13 protein-coding genes are annotated in these 15,471 nt (G+C 61.5%); 11 read left to right on the plus strand and 2 right to left on the minus strand.

The window, feature by feature from the left end; genetic code table 11:
* The first annotated feature begins 91 nt into the window (after positions 1-91).
* From RG2_RS04540 to RG2_RS04555, 4 genes are all read left to right on the plus strand, one after another.
* A complete protein-coding gene (locus RG2_RS04540; RefSeq protein ID WP_033236949.1) occupies positions 92-2,326 on the plus strand; it encodes an MMPL family transporter in 2,235 nt (744 codons plus the stop codon).
* Between the two features lie 42 nt (positions 2,327-2,368).
* Positions 2,369-3,883 (plus strand): hypothetical protein, encoded by a 1,515-nt coding sequence (locus RG2_RS04545; RefSeq protein ID WP_230590425.1) that lies wholly within the window; start codon positions 2,369-2,371, stop codon positions 3,881-3,883.
* Positions 3,880-5,244, plus strand: coding sequence for an outer membrane protein assembly factor BamB family protein (locus RG2_RS04550; protein WP_033236947.1), 1,365 nt, complete (start codon positions 3,880-3,882; stop codon positions 5,242-5,244). Before RG2_RS04545 ends, RG2_RS04550 begins: the two co-directional genes overlap by 4 nt.
* 360 nt (positions 5,245-5,604) lie before the next feature.
* A complete protein-coding gene (locus RG2_RS04555; RefSeq protein WP_033236946.1) occupies positions 5,605-5,865 on the plus strand; it encodes a GlsB/YeaQ/YmgE family stress response membrane protein in 261 nt (86 codons plus the stop codon).
* Positions 5,866-5,948: 83 nt separating this feature from the next.
* Here RG2_RS04555 and RG2_RS04560 read toward each other — a convergent pair whose 3' ends face one another.
* Complete coding sequence (locus tag RG2_RS04560; RefSeq protein WP_045071233.1) at positions 5,949-6,677, minus strand: GTP pyrophosphokinase; 729 nt, start codon at positions 6,675-6,677, stop codon at positions 5,949-5,951.
* Between the two features lie 67 nt (positions 6,678-6,744).
* Positions 6,745-7,344, minus strand: coding sequence for an SACE_7040 family transcriptional regulator (locus RG2_RS04565; RefSeq protein ID WP_033236945.1), 600 nt, complete (start codon positions 7,342-7,344; stop codon positions 6,745-6,747).
* A gap of 98 nt (positions 7,345-7,442) precedes the next feature.
* On the opposite strand from RG2_RS04565, the gene RG2_RS04570 reads away from it, so the two are divergent.
* From RG2_RS04570 to RG2_RS04600, 7 genes are read left to right on the plus strand one after another with little or no spacing between them, the layout of a single operon-like run.
* A complete protein-coding gene (locus RG2_RS04570) occupies positions 7,443-9,032 on the plus strand; it encodes a carboxyl transferase domain-containing protein (protein ID WP_033236944.1) in 1,590 nt (529 codons plus the stop codon).
* A 5-nt stretch (positions 9,033-9,037) separates the two neighbouring features.
* Positions 9,038-11,077: an acetyl-CoA carboxylase biotin carboxylase subunit gene (locus tag RG2_RS04575; protein ID WP_033236943.1), complete on the plus strand. Its 2,040-nt coding sequence runs from the start codon at positions 9,038-9,040 to the stop codon at positions 11,075-11,077.
* Entirely contained in the window at positions 11,077-12,240 is a 1,164-nt protein-coding gene (locus tag RG2_RS04580) for an acyl-CoA dehydrogenase family protein (RefSeq protein WP_033236942.1), read from the plus strand. The genes RG2_RS04575 and RG2_RS04580 overlap by 1 nt, the downstream gene beginning before the upstream one ends.
* Before the next feature lie 11 nt (positions 12,241-12,251).
* Positions 12,252-12,746, plus strand: a complete 495-nt coding sequence (locus tag RG2_RS04585) for a MaoC family dehydratase (protein WP_033236966.1) — start codon at positions 12,252-12,254, stop codon at positions 12,744-12,746.
* The gene (locus tag RG2_RS04590; RefSeq protein WP_033236941.1) at positions 12,743-13,561 is read left to right on the plus strand and encodes an HpcH/HpaI aldolase/citrate lyase family protein; all 819 of its coding nucleotides are present in this window, start codon (positions 12,743-12,745) and stop codon (positions 13,559-13,561) included. Before RG2_RS04585 ends, RG2_RS04590 begins: the two co-directional genes overlap by 4 nt.
* A gap of 12 nt (positions 13,562-13,573) precedes the next feature.
* Positions 13,574-14,329 carry a CoA transferase subunit A gene (locus tag RG2_RS04595; RefSeq protein WP_033236940.1) on the plus strand — a complete coding sequence of 252 codons (756 nt, stop codon included), beginning with the start codon at positions 13,574-13,576 and terminating at the stop codon, positions 14,327-14,329.
* Positions 14,326-14,976 carry a 3-oxoacid CoA-transferase subunit B gene (locus RG2_RS04600; RefSeq protein WP_033236939.1) on the plus strand — a complete coding sequence of 217 codons (651 nt, stop codon included), beginning with the start codon at positions 14,326-14,328 and terminating at the stop codon, positions 14,974-14,976. Before RG2_RS04595 ends, RG2_RS04600 begins: the two co-directional genes overlap by 4 nt.
* The last annotated feature ends 495 nt before the right edge of the window (positions 14,977-15,471 follow it).

The following is a 15,471-nucleotide window of genomic DNA, read 5'->3' on the forward strand; positions in this document are numbered from 1 at the left end:
GGGGCTTCTTGGCAAATATCTAGTGCCATAACGCGAATCGGACCGTACCGTATGACGTGGCACCGAGAGTCCACGGCGAGAGAGGCTTACGTTGGCTACCTATTTGTACAGGCTTGGGAAGTTTGCATTCCGTCACAAGTACCTTGTGTTGGCAACGTGGGTGATCGTCATCGCGATTGTCGGCGGCGTGATCGGCGCTACCAGCCCGACGTTCTCGAAAGAATTCAATCTTCCCGGCACGGATTCCCAGCGTGCCACCGAGCTGATGAACGAGAATTTTGCGGCTGCGGCAGAGCAACAAAGTAAGGCATCCACCAGCATTCTTGTCGCGGCCGACGACGGACTTGCTGCGCACAGTGATCAGATCGACCAATTGATCGCGCAGGCAAAGACTCTCCCGGACATCGTTGATCCCGAAACGATCGTCAATCCGGTCGCCCTCGCGGCGGCTGAACCGGCGCTTGCCAGTGCCGTACTGGGCGACGACGGCAAGGTGGGGTTGATCCAGCTCAACCAGTCGATCCGCATCGAGGATCAGACGCAGGCCAACAAGACAGCTTTCCTCGATCTGATGGCCAAGTTCCGTACCGGCGGTTTGCAGGTCGAGGGCACCGGTTCGTTGATGCAGGTCCAGACTGCTGGCGGATTGTCGGAGATGCTTGGCTTCGCGGTGGCGTTCATCGTCATGATCGTGGCCTTCGGTGCACTGATCGCGGCGTTCATTCCGCTGTTCACCGCGATACTCGGCATCGCACTCGCAACGCTGACCGTGACGCTCGGGGCGGGATTCTTCGACATCAACGAGGGTGTCACGGGCATCGTGACGATGATCGGCATTGCCGTCTCGATCGACTACGCGCTGTTCATCGTCTCGCGGTACCGCAGTGAACTCAATCTGGGTGGTAGTAGGGAGGCAGCAGTCGGTCGTGCGGTGGGCACAGCCGGCTCGTCCGTCGTTTTTGCCGGCCTGACCGTTGTGGTTGCCTTGGCAGCGCTGGCCGTGGTGGGTGTACCGATGATCACCCAGATGGGAATCTCGGCTGCGATCGCCGTGATTATCGCGGTGTTGGGCGCGATCACGTTGATCCCGGCTGTTCTCGGGGTGTTCGGCCGCTTTGCCTTCTCGCCGCGCATCCCCGGCCTGCGTCACGGTGACGAGCCCGAATCGATGGAATCGAACGGGCACCGGTGGGCGAAGGTGGTCACCAAGTACCCGTGGCCTATCGCCGGCATTGCGTTGGTTCTGCTGGTGATCGCCGCGATTCCGATGACAAAACTCGAGCTCGGGCTTTCCTTCACTCAGGACGAGGAGCAACCGGCACTCGCGCTGATGCAGCGAGGTTTCGGTGAGGGTGTCAACGGCAAGTTGTTCGTTGTGCTCGACTCTCCCGAGGGGACAGACATCACGCCCGTCGCAGCCAAGACGATTGCGTACATCAAGGGTCTGGACAACGTCGCCACGCCGGATCTCCTGATGTGGACCGGCAACGGCCCGGACGCGGCCAACCCAACCGTTGGGGCAAACTCCGCCCTGATCGCCGTAACTCCGCAGCTATCGCCGAGCGGTCCCGAAACACACGAGTTGATGGATCAGATCCGCGAATACGGGTCGACGGTGAAAGCCGAGGGCGCTGAACTTGGCGTCGCGGGTCAGACGGCGATTGTTGCCGACATGTCGTCGAAACTCAGTTCCGCCCTCATTCCGTATCTGATTGTGGTCGTCGGGCTGGCGTTCATCATCATGATGGTCGTCTTCCGTTCGATCCTGGTTCCGCTGACTGCAACTCTCGGATTCCTGTTCTCCATCTGCGCCACGTTCGGTGCCACGGTGGCGATCTTCCAAGAGGGCGCATTCGGGTTGATCCAGCACACCCAACCGATCATCTCTTTCCTGCCGATCTTCATGATCGGTGTGGTCTTCGGTCTGGCGATGGATTACCAGGTATTCCTCGTGACTCGAATGCGCGAGGAATACGTGCACGGGTTGTCGGCAAAGGACGCCATCATCTCGGGGTACACCCACGGCGCGCGAGTGGTCGCGTCAGCGGCGATCATCATGATCTCGGTGTTCGGCGCGTTCATGTTGTCGTCGGAAACCACCAGCAAGATGATGGGCTTCGGCCTTGCTGCTGCAGTCTTCTTCGACGCCTTCATCATTCGCATGATCGTGATTCCCGCGGTCATGTCGATTCTCGGAGACTCGGCGTGGAAGCTTCCGGCCTGGCTCGACAAGATCCTGCCCAACGTCGATATCGAGGGCGAAGCGATCCGGCTCATCCCGATCGAACAGGATCCAGACGCAGATCCGGTGCCTGTCGGGGTGTAATGACTTCTCCAATGGAAACCATCCGGTTGGTAACAAAAGTCGGTGCCGCCGCGACAGGTCCGGGGAGAGGCAACGCCTGCCTGGCGTGCCCTGAAGAAACTGCGAGGGCTGGTGGCCGACAAGAATTCCGGTTCCGATCGGACCGAAAAGTGGACGGTCGCGCTCACGGTGGTCTCGTTGATGGCCGGCGGCATCGTCTTTGCCGGAGTAGTCGATCGATGGAGCGGTTCGGACTCCGGTGAACTGACTGCGTCGTCCGTCGGAACGACGCAGTCGACCGAGGAGACGCAGGCCGAGGAGACGCAGGCCGAGGAGAATTCGGAGTACACCTACGTAACACCAACGGTGGTGTACCCGACGAGTATCCCGGGATGCACCAGCGTCGAGTCGCCTGGCGACGGCTTGTCATCTATCTCGTACTGGTCGACCGGGGCACAAACGTACGACGATCCACGGTTCCCGTGGTTCTCCGCGCCCAAGGCAACGGTGATGTCCGAAGCCGTCCAGCGGTCGCTGCCGGCTGTCGCCGAGATCGAGTTCGCAAGCCCGGAACGATCGTTGAACTTCGGGCCCCTCCACGTTCCGTCGGAGTCGTCCGAACTGCCAGAGGGGTTCTCACTCGAGGAGATGGCGGATACGACGGCATCCGCGACGCTGGTACGGGACGGAAAGGCCGGAGCACTCGACATCCGGGTGACGTCCCATACGGGCCCGGTTCCCCCGTGTATTGCCGGCTCGCTCGTCGAGCGCCGCACTCTCGCCGACGGTTCTGTCGTGGACGCGCAGGACACGTGGAGCGAAACCAACGGCGTTCGCACCCTGTCGCGTTCAGCGCTTCTGTACGGCGCGGATAAAACCTTCATCCAGGCGAGCGCGACCGACGCGGTCTATGCCGGTAGCCCCGGGGTCGAGATCAGCGGGATGGTTCCGTTGACCGTCGAAGACCTGATCGCTTTGGTCAGCCTTCCGCAACTGCGCATTACGGCGCCGGTTCCACCAGGTACGGCGCCTATCCAGCCCGGTTGCCAAGGATCGACCCTCGACCCGTCCGGGCGGAAGCTGGATCGTGGCACCGTCGACGAGCTGGGAAGAGCTCTCCAATCAGGTTGGCGTGCGGCACCTCCCGGAATGCCAGTTCTCGAACCTGCGCTCGGGAGATTGGTTCTGGCCGAGAGCGACACCACGACTGCCTGTCAGGATCTTGTAGCGCGATCGGGCGGCAACGAGTCGGATCTGACTATTTCGATCACCAGCGGGCAGCCACTTCCCAAGGCGCCGAACAAGTACGACCCTTCGTACGACGGGCATCCGAAATCGGTGGTGACCGCCGAGGACGGCGCTGTGATCGTGCGCGACGAGCGTCATTACTCGGTCATGCCGATGGGGAATGGTGAAAGCACTCGCGAGGCAACGAGTGAACAGAGTCGGTCGGTAACTCTGACACAGCCCAATGGAACGCGGGTGTCGGTTCGTTCGTCGGCAGCGTCGCCGAACATGCCGATGACATATGAGCAATTGGAATTTCTCGCAACGATCGACGGGCTGGAGATTCGATGACCGAGGGGCTTTCCTCGCGGGCACGTCTGCGCATCGCGGCAGCTGCCGCGATAGTCACCGTTACCGCAGCAGTGGTTACCGTGACCGATGCCGGGAACCGCGCCCATTCCGTTGACGTCGGGGCGCCGCTGTGGACCGTCGACGCCGCCGACGTTCTCGGACGGGAGTTCGCAGTCTTTCGCAGCCCGCTCGGCGGAACCGAATTCAACATGGAGATGGGCGGATTCATCGACGCGGGCTCGATAGTGGTGACAATGGCAGGTATGCCGGACCGGCAGTCGTACTCCCTCGACGACGCGGAACTCGTTGCGCTCGATGCCGAAGACGGCTCGGTGCGCTGGCGCGCGTCGGCCGTCGATATCGGTGGGTGTTCTCCGGCATTGCTGGACGGTTCGCTGCTCTGCTACTCCGGGCCGTATGTCACTGCCGCCGCGTACTCGGTTTTCGACATCGAGAGCGGCGAGCGTCGAGACGTTGTCACGCCGTGGTCACCGATCATCGCGGTTGTCTCGGGCGACGATATCCTGGCCCTCGAAGGTGATATCGAGAGCAACGACGTTCGTGTCCACAGTGGAAGTGTCGACGATCCGGAAGCCAACTGGTCCAAGGCATTCGACGTCGGCGGATCGTGGGAATCCGGCTACGTCGAGCCGGTGATGTCGGTGCGCGGCGATCTGGGCCTGATTTCCCTCGACGAGACTCTGGGTTTCGATCCGGAGACCGGCGATCAACGGTGGTTGTACGGCTACACCACGTGCTCGACCACGCACACATCCTCTGACGGTGTCACTTTGGTTTTAGAACGTGATTGCCAGAACGATGGGCAGGTGACAAGAGCGTACGCAATTGATCAGTACGGGCACGAATTTGCCAGGGCGGATTTCGTGTCTTCCGGATCGGGATCGTATTTCAGTTTGCGTTACAGCCGTGACCAACCTGCCGGGGATTCGACTCCGATCATTCTGGGGGACAGCGGCTTCGACAGAAGGACCGGAGAGAAGCTGTGGACCAACCAGGAGGTGCTCGGTCCTGCGCAATCCTTGGCGGTGATCGGAGATGTGGTTGCTGTGACGAGCGCCGACGGTACGATCCGGTTCGTTGATCTGTCCAACGGGGAGGTCCTGTGGGATACCCGTACCGAACGTACCGGCGAGATTCTGTGGGACGGTGACCTCGTCGTAGACGAAGGAATTGTGTACGGAGTGAATCCTCGAACAGGTCAGCGCACCTGGGAGGTTCGTGTGGAACCGGACGGAGACGACGGCTTCGGCAGCTGGGTGCAACCGCGCGAGTTGTGGGGAGGAGAGCGGGTGCTGTTGCGCTCGAGTGAGGACCGCATCACTGCGTTGAAGCGCTCGTAAGTGCACCGGCCTGCGGCGCCGGAATGCTCCTTCCGGTGAAGGGATCCATCTCCTCGAGCGGTGGAATTCCTGGCGGCGCTCACACCGGTGACGTTTGATTGCGACAAGATAACTACAAGGTGTCCGGCGGGGTGAAAATCGAACTTCTTCAGTGCTCCATGGCATCGTCAATGTGGATTGCTGATGAGTCGCCACGTGTAGTGTGCTGTGTGTCGGTCGCATCTGGCGGCCGTGTATTTCAGGTTGCATCTCGGACAATAATTTGGACAACAGGCGACTGTTACCTGTAACTGTGGTTATTGTTCGACTGGGCGGAGATTTTTCGGCCGCACGCATGCACGACATGTGAGAGGGGCTGTCATGGGACAGATCATCGGAACCATTATTTTCGGTGCAGTAATCGGAATCCTTGCGCGCCTGGTGCTGCCAGGTAAGCAGCAGTACGGGATGATCATCACCATCGTCCTCGGTGTCGCCGGTGCATTGATCGGATACTGGGTGTGGGGCGCCATCTCGGACAAGGGTGATACCGGCGGAATCGACTGGATTCGCTGGATCATCAGCATCGCGGCAGCTGCAGTTCTGTCCCTCGGCTACAGCGCCGTGACGGGCAAGAAATAGGCATATCGCTTGGTCTGAAAAGTGCGCCCTCCCCATAGAGGAGGGCGCACTTTTGCCTGGGCAGAAATCTGTCTAGGCAGTGATCAGAGCCCGCGTTGTAGACGCAGGGCATTGAGAAACTGAGTCGGCAGTTCGAGTTCGACGCTCTCGTCGTCGGGATGAGGGAGAGCTTTGATCTTGGCGAACTCGTCGTTGAGTCGCTCCATCTTGACGTCCAGACGGTGTGCGGCGGCTGCGGCTTCGGTGAGCTCGTCGAGCAGTTCGGCCGGCACGTCCCGGTTGTACTTGTAGTAGATCTTGTGCTCGAGACTGGCCCAGAAATCCATTGCGATGGTACGGATCTGGAGTTCGATCGGCACGTAAGAGACGCGGTCGCTCATGAAGACGGGCACTTCGACTATGAGGTGCAGACTCTTGTAGCCGTTGGGCTTGGGGTTCGCGATGTAGTCCTCGCGCTCGATCACCCGCAGATCCGACTGGCTGGTGAGCATTTCGGCGATCCGATAGGTGTCGGAAATGAAGCTGCAGGTAATGCGCACGCCGGCGATGTCGAAGATGTTCTTCGAGATGTCCTCGATGGTGATCGGAATGCCGAGTCGCTCGGCCTTGCGCATGATGCTCTCCGGTGTCTTCACCCGAGATGCGACGTGTTCGATCGGACTGTACTGATTGATGTGGGTGAACTCGTCCTTGAGGATATTCACCTTGGTCATCAGTTCGGCGATACCGAATTGGTACAGCATCATGAATCGGGAGAACTCGGTTCGCAGTTCGGCGAAATCTGTTCGACTGATTCCACTACTGTCTTCCACGTTCGGCACGGCACCCTCATCTGTTAGCTGGTGCAACCAGTCTGCCACTGATTTTGCAGTGTCCGGTTCAGGGTGTGCGTAGTGCGGCGAGCGTCATAGCGCGCAGGACGCGGCGCGTTCGGGCAGGCGACGCCGGGTTGGCGCTGTGCGGAGTGGAGTTGATCAGGCCGAATGTGGCGTGGGCCTTGATTCGCGCGTCCGCTTCGTCGAGCGTCGGATCGAGCTGTTCGAGGACTCCGACCCACAGTTCCACGTATTTGCGCTGCGTCTGGCGGACTTGCCGTCGCGCGTCGGCCGGCAGGCTTTCGAGGTCGCGATCCTGGATGCGGATCAGGTCCGGTTCACCGAGTGCGAAGTCGAGATGGAACTCTACGAGGGCGTCGAGCGCTGACGTCGGGGAGTCGGCTGTCTCGGTTGCGGCCGAACCGCCCTCGTACAGCCGGGTGCTGATCCCGACGAGCAGTTCCACCAGGACGGCATCCTTGTTGGGGAAGTGCCGGTATACGGCAGGTCCGCTGATTCCGGCGGCGGCGCCGAGATCCTCGAGTCGAACGCTCACGAATCCACGTTCGGCGATCAGGCGTGCGGCGGCGCCGAGGAGTTGACGTCTGCGATCCGCCTTCATCTGATCGCGCCGGGTCGGAGCCGTTACCTGCTCAGAGGGCATTCTTTTGATCTTTCTTCGCGTGTGACCTGGACAACTCAGTTAATCATAGTTAATCTAGTTTCAGTTATCGAGCATTAACTCATGGCGAAGGCGGCGGGATGACTCCCAGTGGAATCACGCAAGGGTCGGGATACCGATCCGATCACACCGTTCTGGTGGATGAACTGAAGAAGAAACTGGCTCAAGCCGCCCTCGGCGGCAACCAGAAATCGAGGGATCGGCACGTCAGTCGAGGGAAACTGCTTCCCAGAGATCGGGTGGATTCACTGCTCGATCCGGGCAGTCCCTTCCTGGAGTTGTCCCCGCTGGCCGCAAACGGCCTGTACGACGACGAGTGCCCCGGTGCCGGCGTGATTACAGGAATCGGCCGGGTGTCGGGGCGCGAATGTGTCATCGTCGCCAACGACGCAACGGTCAAGGGTGGCACGTACTACCCGATGACGGTGAAGAAGCATCTGCGTGCGCAGGAAGTGGCGTTGCAGAACAACCTTCCCTGCATCTACCTGGTCGACTCCGGCGGCGCCTTCCTGCCGCGTCAGGACGAAGTCTTTCCGGACCGTGAGCACTTCGGCCGGATCTTCTTCAACCAGGCAACCATGAGCGCCAAGGGGATTCCCCAGATCGCTGCAGTTCTCGGTTCGTGCACCGCCGGCGGCGCCTACGTACCGGCAATGAGCGACGAGGCCGTCATCGTTCGTAATCAGGGCACCATCTTCCTCGGCGGACCGCCGCTGGTGAAGGCTGCGACCGGCGAGATCGTGACAGCCGAGGAGCTTGGCGGCGGCGACCTGCACTCCAAGGTTTCGGGCGTCACCGACCATCTTGCCGAGGACGACCGCGACGCACTTCGGATCGTGCGCAACATCATTGCCACACTTGGCCCCCGCTCCGAGCGCCCCTGGGACGTGATCTCGACAGTTCCGCCCGTCGCCGACCAGAGCGAACTCTACGACGTCGTCCCGACCGATCCCCGTACGCCGTACGACGTTCACGAGGTGATCACCAAGCTCGTTGACGGTGGCGCGTTCCAGGAGTTCAAGGCTGAATACGGCAAGACGCTCGTGACCGGTTTCGCCCACATCGAAGGCCATCCGGTCGGCATCATCGCCAACAACGGCGTGCTCTTCGGCGAATCCGCCATGAAGGGTGCACATTTCATCGAACTGTGCGACAAGCGCAGTGTTCCGCTGTTGTTCCTGCAGAACATCGCCGGCTTCATGGTGGGACGCGATTACGAGGCCGGCGGCATCGCCAAGCACGGAGCCAAGATGGTCACGGCCGTCGCGTGTGCACGGGTTCCTAAGCTGACGGTGGTCATCGGCGGTTCGTACGGCGCGGGCAACTACTCCATGTGTGGACGCGCGTATTCGCCTCGCTTCCTGTGGATGTGGCCCAACGCGCGCATCTCGGTCATGGGCGGCGAGCAGGCCGCGTCGGTGCTCTCGACAGTTCGCAGCGAACAGCTCGACAGCGCTGGTAACCCGTGGTCGGCTGACGACGAAGAAGCGTTCAAGGCGCCGATCCGTGAGCAGTACGAGGCGCAGGGCAATCCGTACTACTCCACTGCTCGACTCTGGGACGACGGCGTGATCGACCCGGCAGATACCAGAACTGTTCTCGGCCTGGCTCTCTCGGTGTGTGCAAACGCGCCGATCGAGCCGGTCTCCTACGGCGTCTTCAGGATGTGAGAGAGATGACTGAGCTTCGCACCATAGATACCGTCCTCGTTGCCAACCGTGGTGAGATCGCTGTTCGTGTGATTCGCACGTTGCGCGAGTTGGGAATTCGCAGCGTTGCCATCTACAGCGACGCCGACGCCAATGCGCGCCACGTCCGAGAAGCCGATACTGCCGTCAACATCGGTCCTGCACCGGCGCGCGAGAGCTACCTCGTCATCGACAAGGTGATCGACGCCGCCAAGGCCACCGGTGCCCAGGGTATTCACCCGGGTTACGGCTTTCTGTCGGAGAATTCGGCTTTCTCGGCAGCCTGTGCCGCGGCCGGGATCGCGTTCCTCGGGCCAAACGAGCGTGCCATCGAGGTGATGGGCGACAAGATCACCGCAAAGAACGCGGTGGCGGCATTCGACGTCCCGGTGGTTCCGGGTATCGCTCGCCCGAATCTGACCGACGAAGAACTGATCGCGGCAGCTGAGGACATCGGTTACCCGGTACTCGTCAAGCCTTCGGCAGGCGGCGGCGGTAAGGGTATGCGGTTGGTCGAAGATCCGGCCAATCTGGCGGAAGCGCTGCGCAGCGCTCGCCGCGAGGCCGCGTCGTCGTTCGGTGACGACACGCTGTTCCTCGAACGATTTGTCCTGCGGCCCCGGCACATCGAGGTCCAGGTTCTCGCCGATCAGCACGGCAACGTCGTTCACCTCGGTGAGCGTGAGTGCAGCCTGCAGCGACGTCACCAGAAGGTCATCGAAGAGGCGCCGTCACCCCTGCTGGATCAGGTGACGCGCGACCGCATCGGCGCAGCAGCGTGCAATACCGCTCGCAGCGTCGACTACACCGGTGCCGGTACCGTCGAGTTCATCGTTTCGGCCGACAAGCCGGACGAGTTCTTCTTCATGGAGATGAACACCCGACTGCAGGTCGAGCACCCGGTCACCGAAATGGTCACCGGACTCGACCTGGTCGAGTGGCAGGTACGCGTCGCGGCCGGGGAGAAGCTGGCTTTCGAGCAGAGCGACATCACCTTGACCGGGCACGCCATCGAAGCCCGCGTGTACGCCGAAGATCCGGGACGCGGATTCCTACCGACCGGTGGCAGCGTCGTCGGTCTCGTCGAGCCGTCGGGATCGGGCGTACGCGTCGATTCGGGCCTGCTCGAGGGAACCGTCGTCGGCAGCGACTACGACCCGATGCTCAGCAAGGTCATCGCACACGCTTCCGACCGCGCCGGTGCTTTGCGCAAGCTCGATCGTGCGCTCGGCGACACCGCGGTTCTCGGCGTGGTCACCAACATCGAATTTGCACGCTTCCTCCTTGCCGATCCGGATGTGATCGCGGGCAACCTCGATACCGGCCTCCTCGATCGTCGGGTTGAAGACTTTGTCGCGGCAGACGCCACGGACGAGGTCCTCATTGCCGCTGCGGCCTATCGCTGGCTGGCACGGTGGACGACTGCAGCATCGGTAGACCCTTGGGACGTTCCCAGCGGATGGCGCGTGGGGACTCCGGCTCCGACCAGCATCCGCCTGTCGGCCGGAACCCGGATTGCGCATGTGTCGATAGTCGGGACTCCCACAGACGCAAAGGTCGAGGTCGAAGGATCGCAGCCGCAGGCTTTCAGTGCCGGCTTGACGGGATCGGAACTGGCTGTGGTGATCGACGGGCGTCGGCGCACGTTTGTCGTGGCCGAGACCGAGGGTGGGTTGTGGCTGGCCGGCGGCGGAACCTGGCATGTCCGCGAAGTTGCCGAGGTCAGCGTCCGAGGCGACGACGCGCACGCCGGTGATGCCGAAATCGCAAGTCCGATGCCGGGTGCGGTGATCGCGGTCAACGTCGAGAACGGCGCAGCCGTGTCGGCGGGGCAGTCACTGGTGGTCGTCGAGGCCATGAAGATGGAGCACTCGCTGACCTCGCCGATCGACGGAACCGTGGAAGTGCTTGTCCGTCAGGGCGATCAGGTGATGGTGGATCAGATTCTGGCCCGCGTCGTACCCACCGCCGAAGCAGACACTGCAGAAGAAGACACCGAGAACACGACTCAGAAGGAAGAAGCCTGATGTCCGATTACCTTGCCACCGGAGCGCTTCCGGACGAGTACCAGCAGTTGGCCAAGACCGTTGCGGACTTCGCCAAGACAGTTGTGGCGCCGGTTGCCGCCGAGCACGACGCCAATCACACCTTCCCGTACGAGGTTGTTGCCGGGATGGCGGAGATGGGCCTGTTCGGTCTGCCGTTCCCCGAGGAGTACGGCGGAATGGGCGGCGACTACTTTGCCCTGTGCCTCGCGCTCGAGGAATTGGGCAAGGTGGATCAGAGTGTTGCGATCACTCTCGAAGCCGGAGTGTCCCTCGGCGCCATGCCGATCTACCGATTTGGCAACGACGCGCAGAAGGAAGAGTGGCTGCCGCAGCTCACCAGCGGAAAGTCGCTTGCCGCCTTCGGATTGACCGAGCCTGGCGCCGGTAGCGACGCCGGTGGAACCAAGACCACCGCCAAGTTCGACAGCGGCGAGTGGATCATCAACGGCAACAAGCAGTTCATCACCAACTCGGGCACCGACATCACGAAGCTCGTGACGGTCACCGCGGTTACGGGTGTCAAGGACGGCGGCAAGAAGGAAATCTCGACGATTCTCGTGCCGACCACGACGCCGGGATTCACGGCTGAGCCTGCTTACAACAAGGTCGGCTGGAATGCCTCCGACACCCACCCGCTCACGTTCGCGGATGTCCGTGTCCCCGAAGAGAACCTGCTCGGTGAGCGTGGCCGCGGCTACGCGAACTTCCTGCGCATTCTCGACGAAGGTCGCATCGCCATTTCGGCGTTGAGCGTCGGTGCCGCCCAGGGTTGCGTCGACGAGTCGATCAAGTACGCGAAGGAACGCGAGGCATTCGGACGCCCCATCGGTCAGAACCAGGCCATCGCGTTCAAGATCGCGCGCATGGAAGCTCGCGCCCACGTGGCCCGCACCGCGTACTACGACGCGGCCGCACTGATGCTGTCCGGCAAGCCGTTCAAGAAGCAGGCATCCATCGCCAAGCTCATCTCCTCCGAAGCTGCCATGGACAACGCCCGCGACGCCACCCAGATCCACGGCGGATACGGATTCATGAACGAATACGCAGTCGCGCGGCACTACCGTGACAGTAAGATTCTGGAGATCGGCGAAGGCACTACCGAGGTGCAGTTGATGCTCATCGCACGTGAGGCGGGGTTGTGACGAACTCTCAGATGAACAACGCAGAGACCAAGAAGATCACTCAGCGCGGACTCTGGTTCGAGGAGTTCGAACTTGGCGCAATCTACGAACACCGCCCAGGCCGCACGGTCACCGAGGCCGACAACGTACTGTTCACGACGTTGACAATGAACACGCAGGCACTGCATCTCGACGCCGCGTACAGCGAGGACACACAGTTCGGTGTGCGCCTGGTCAATTCGATGTTCACGCTGTCGACGATCGTGGGACTTTCGGTTGCACAATTGACGCAGGGAACCATCGTGGCAAATCTCGGGTTCTCGGACATCAGTTTCCCGAAGCCGCTCTTCCACGGCGATACCCTGTATGCGGAGACGTTGATCGCCGACAAGCGTGAATCGAAGAGCCGCCCGGGTGAAGGCATCGTGACGTTGGTCCACACCGGTCGTAATCAGCACGGCGACGTCGTGGCCGTGGCAACTCGTAAAACGTTGGTGCAGTTGAGGCCGCAAGGAGAATCGTCGTGACGTGGATTCCGCCGGGGCCGGCGTGGTTGTTCTGCCCGGCAGATCGCCCGGAGCGCTATGCAAAAGCTGCGGCGGCAGCCGACGTTGTCATTCTCGACCTCGAGGACGGCGTTGCCGCTGACGACAAGGAGGCAGCGCGCACCGCGCTGATCGACACACCGCTCGACCCGGAACGCACGGTGGTGCGCGTCAATCCCGTCGGCACTCGCGAGCACGAACTCGACCTGCTTGCCCTCGACGGCACGCATTACACGCGTTTGATGCTCTCCAAGTGCGAATCGGCCGACGACGTTCTCTCGCTGGCCCCCGCCGAGGTCGTTGCGTTGGTCGAGTCGCCGCTCGGCGCACTGGCCGTGCAGGAAATCGCTCTGGCGGCCAACACCATCGGCGTGATGTGGGGCGCTGAGGACCTGATCGCCGGTCTCGGAGGCAATGCCAGTCGTCATCAGGACGGTTCGTACCGCGACGTTGCGAGGCACGTTCGCTCGAATACCTTGCTGGCAGCGAAGAGCTACGGCCGACTGGCTGTCGATTCCGTGTACCTCGACATCAAGGACCTGGTCGGACTTGGCGTCGAATCCGCCGACGCCGTTGCCGTCGGGTTCGACGTCAAGGTTGCGATTCACCCCAGCCAGGTTGATGTCATCCGCGCAGCGTTCGCGCCGTCGGAGTCGGAAATCGACTGGGCACAAAGGGTTCTTGCGGCAGTGGCCCATGAACGTGGTGTGTTTGCCTTCGAAGGCAAGATGGTGGACGCGCCCGTTCTGCGTCACGCCGAGAAACTGCTGCATCGCGCCGGTATCCTCCCCGAGTAAGGAGAACAACGCATGAGCAAAGTTGTGAGTTCGGCACTCGACGCGGTTGCCGACATCGCCAGCGGGTCCACTCTGGCCGTCGGTGGGTTCGGACTGTGCGGAATTCCCGACGCCTTGATCGCGGCTATCGCCGAGGGTACCGCCACCGATCTGGAAGTGTTCTCCAACAACTGTGGTGTCGACGATTACGGTCTCGGAATTCTCCTGAGTGCTCATCGCATTGCCCGGGTGACGGCGTCGTACGTGGGGGAGAACAAAGAGTTTGCACGCCAGTACCTTTCGGGTGAGCTCGAAGTGGAGCTGACGCCGCAGGGGACTCTGGCAGAGCGTCTGCGTGCGGGCGGCGCCGGCATCCCGGCGTTCTACACGCCGGCCGGCGTGGGCACGCCCATCGAAGAGGGCGGGTTGCCCTGGCGTTACAACTCCGACGGATCCATTGCCGTCGCTTCTCCGCCCAAGGCGACCGCCGTTTTCGGGGATCGCCGCTATGTGTTGGAAGAATCGATTACCGCGGATTTTGCATTGGTGCATGCCGACTACGGCGATACCGAAGGCAACCTCGTCTTCAACAAGACCGCGATGAACTTCAATCCTCTTGCCGCAATGGCTGGTCGGATCACCATCGCACAGGTGGAACATCTGGTCGAGCCCGGCGAAATCGACCCGGCACACGTTCACCTTCCCGGTGTGTTCGTCCAGCGGGTCGTACATACGGGTGTGCAAGACAAGAGGATCGAGAAGCGAACCGTCTCAGGAGGCACCAAGTGACCAGTTCGGAGGAAACTCGTGTCGGTTGGACTCGCCACGAGATGGCCGCACGTGCGGCTGCGGAGATGCGGCCGGGCGAATACGTCAATTTGGGAATCGGACTGCCGACACTGATCCCGAGCTATCTTCCTGAGGGCGTGAGGGTCGTACTGCACAGCGAGAACGGCATCCTTGGCACCGGGCCGTACCCGACCGAGGATCAGGTCGACGCCGACCTCATCAACGCGGGCAAGGAAACCGTCACCGTCAATCCAGGCGCCGCGTTCTTCGACTCTGCACTGTCCTTCGGCATGATTCGTGGCGGCCACATCGATACTGCCGTTCTCGGTGGCATGCAGGTGTCGAGTACCGGTGATCTCGCCAACTGGATGGTGCCCGGCAAGATGGTCAAGGGCATGGGCGGCGCGATGGATCTTGTCCACGGCGCTCGCCGCGTGATCGTGGTGATGGAGCATACCGACCGGGAGGGAAACCCGAAGATCCTCGAGCGGTGCACTTTGCCGTTGACGGGCCAAGGTGTGGTACATCGCATCATCACCGATCTGGCCGTGCTGGATGTCACACCGGAGGGCATTGCGCTGGTGGAGCTGGCACCGGGCGTCAGCGCTGAGTATCTGCAGAATGTGACGGGCGTTACGCTCGTGTGAATGAGTTGTGAGGTACGGAGAAACGCGTCGGCGCATAGTCGGCGCGTTTCTTCGTGAGTAGGACCCGACCGAAGTCCGAACCGGCTGACGGCGGTCGATTTGTCTGGATAAAAAGGCCCGTGAACAGCGCGATTCCTCGCGAATTGCCGAGCCTGTACATTTATCGGGCGGTTACGCGGGGATTCGCGCGCGCGATAGGCCCGTGCGCGGAACTGCTTCGATCGTGCCCGTCGGAACGGTAGTGAGGGAGGGGGTTGTCCGCTGCGATTGTCGGATCCTGAGACGAGCCTTCGCGGTGGGCGAATTGTGGCTTGTTGCTGTAACGAACCTTCACTTCAAACTCGATATGTCTGGGTGTGGCTTTGTCATGCCTGCGGCCCATCGGAGATGATGGATCGTTCTGGCTCATTGAGGGTAGATGAGATCGGTACAAGTTGTGGCGGCGAGATGTGCGTCACAGCGTGTGCGTAATGGTGTGGAAGAGAGGCTGTGGGC

Origin of the sequence: Rhodococcus globerulus NBRC 14531 (assembly GCF_001894805.1) — a bacterium.
In the GTDB taxonomy this organism is placed as follows: Bacteria; Actinomycetota; Actinomycetes; order Mycobacteriales; family Mycobacteriaceae; genus Rhodococcus_F; species Rhodococcus_F globerula.

Coding starts and splice junctions, on each gene's coding strand:
- RG2_RS04550 (WP_033236947.1), top strand. CDS start 3,880: ATGACCGAGGGGCTTTCCTCGCGGGCACGTCTGCGCATCGCGGCAGCT.
- RG2_RS04555 (WP_033236946.1), top strand. CDS start 5,605: ATGGGACAGATCATCGGAACCATTATTTTCGGTGCAGTAATCGGAATC.
- RG2_RS04565 (WP_033236945.1), bottom strand. CDS start 7,344: ATGCCCTCTGAGCAGGTAACGGCTCCGACCCGGCGCGATCAGATGAAG.
- RG2_RS04570 (WP_033236944.1), top strand. CDS start 7,443: ATGACTCCCAGTGGAATCACGCAAGGGTCGGGATACCGATCCGATCAC.
- RG2_RS04575 (WP_033236943.1), top strand. CDS start 9,038: ATGACTGAGCTTCGCACCATAGATACCGTCCTCGTTGCCAACCGTGGT.
- RG2_RS04580 (WP_033236942.1), top strand. CDS start 11,077: ATGTCCGATTACCTTGCCACCGGAGCGCTTCCGGACGAGTACCAGCAG.
- RG2_RS04585 (WP_033236966.1), top strand. CDS start 12,252: ATGAACAACGCAGAGACCAAGAAGATCACTCAGCGCGGACTCTGGTTC.
- RG2_RS04595 (WP_033236940.1), top strand. CDS start 13,574: ATGAGCAAAGTTGTGAGTTCGGCACTCGACGCGGTTGCCGACATCGCC.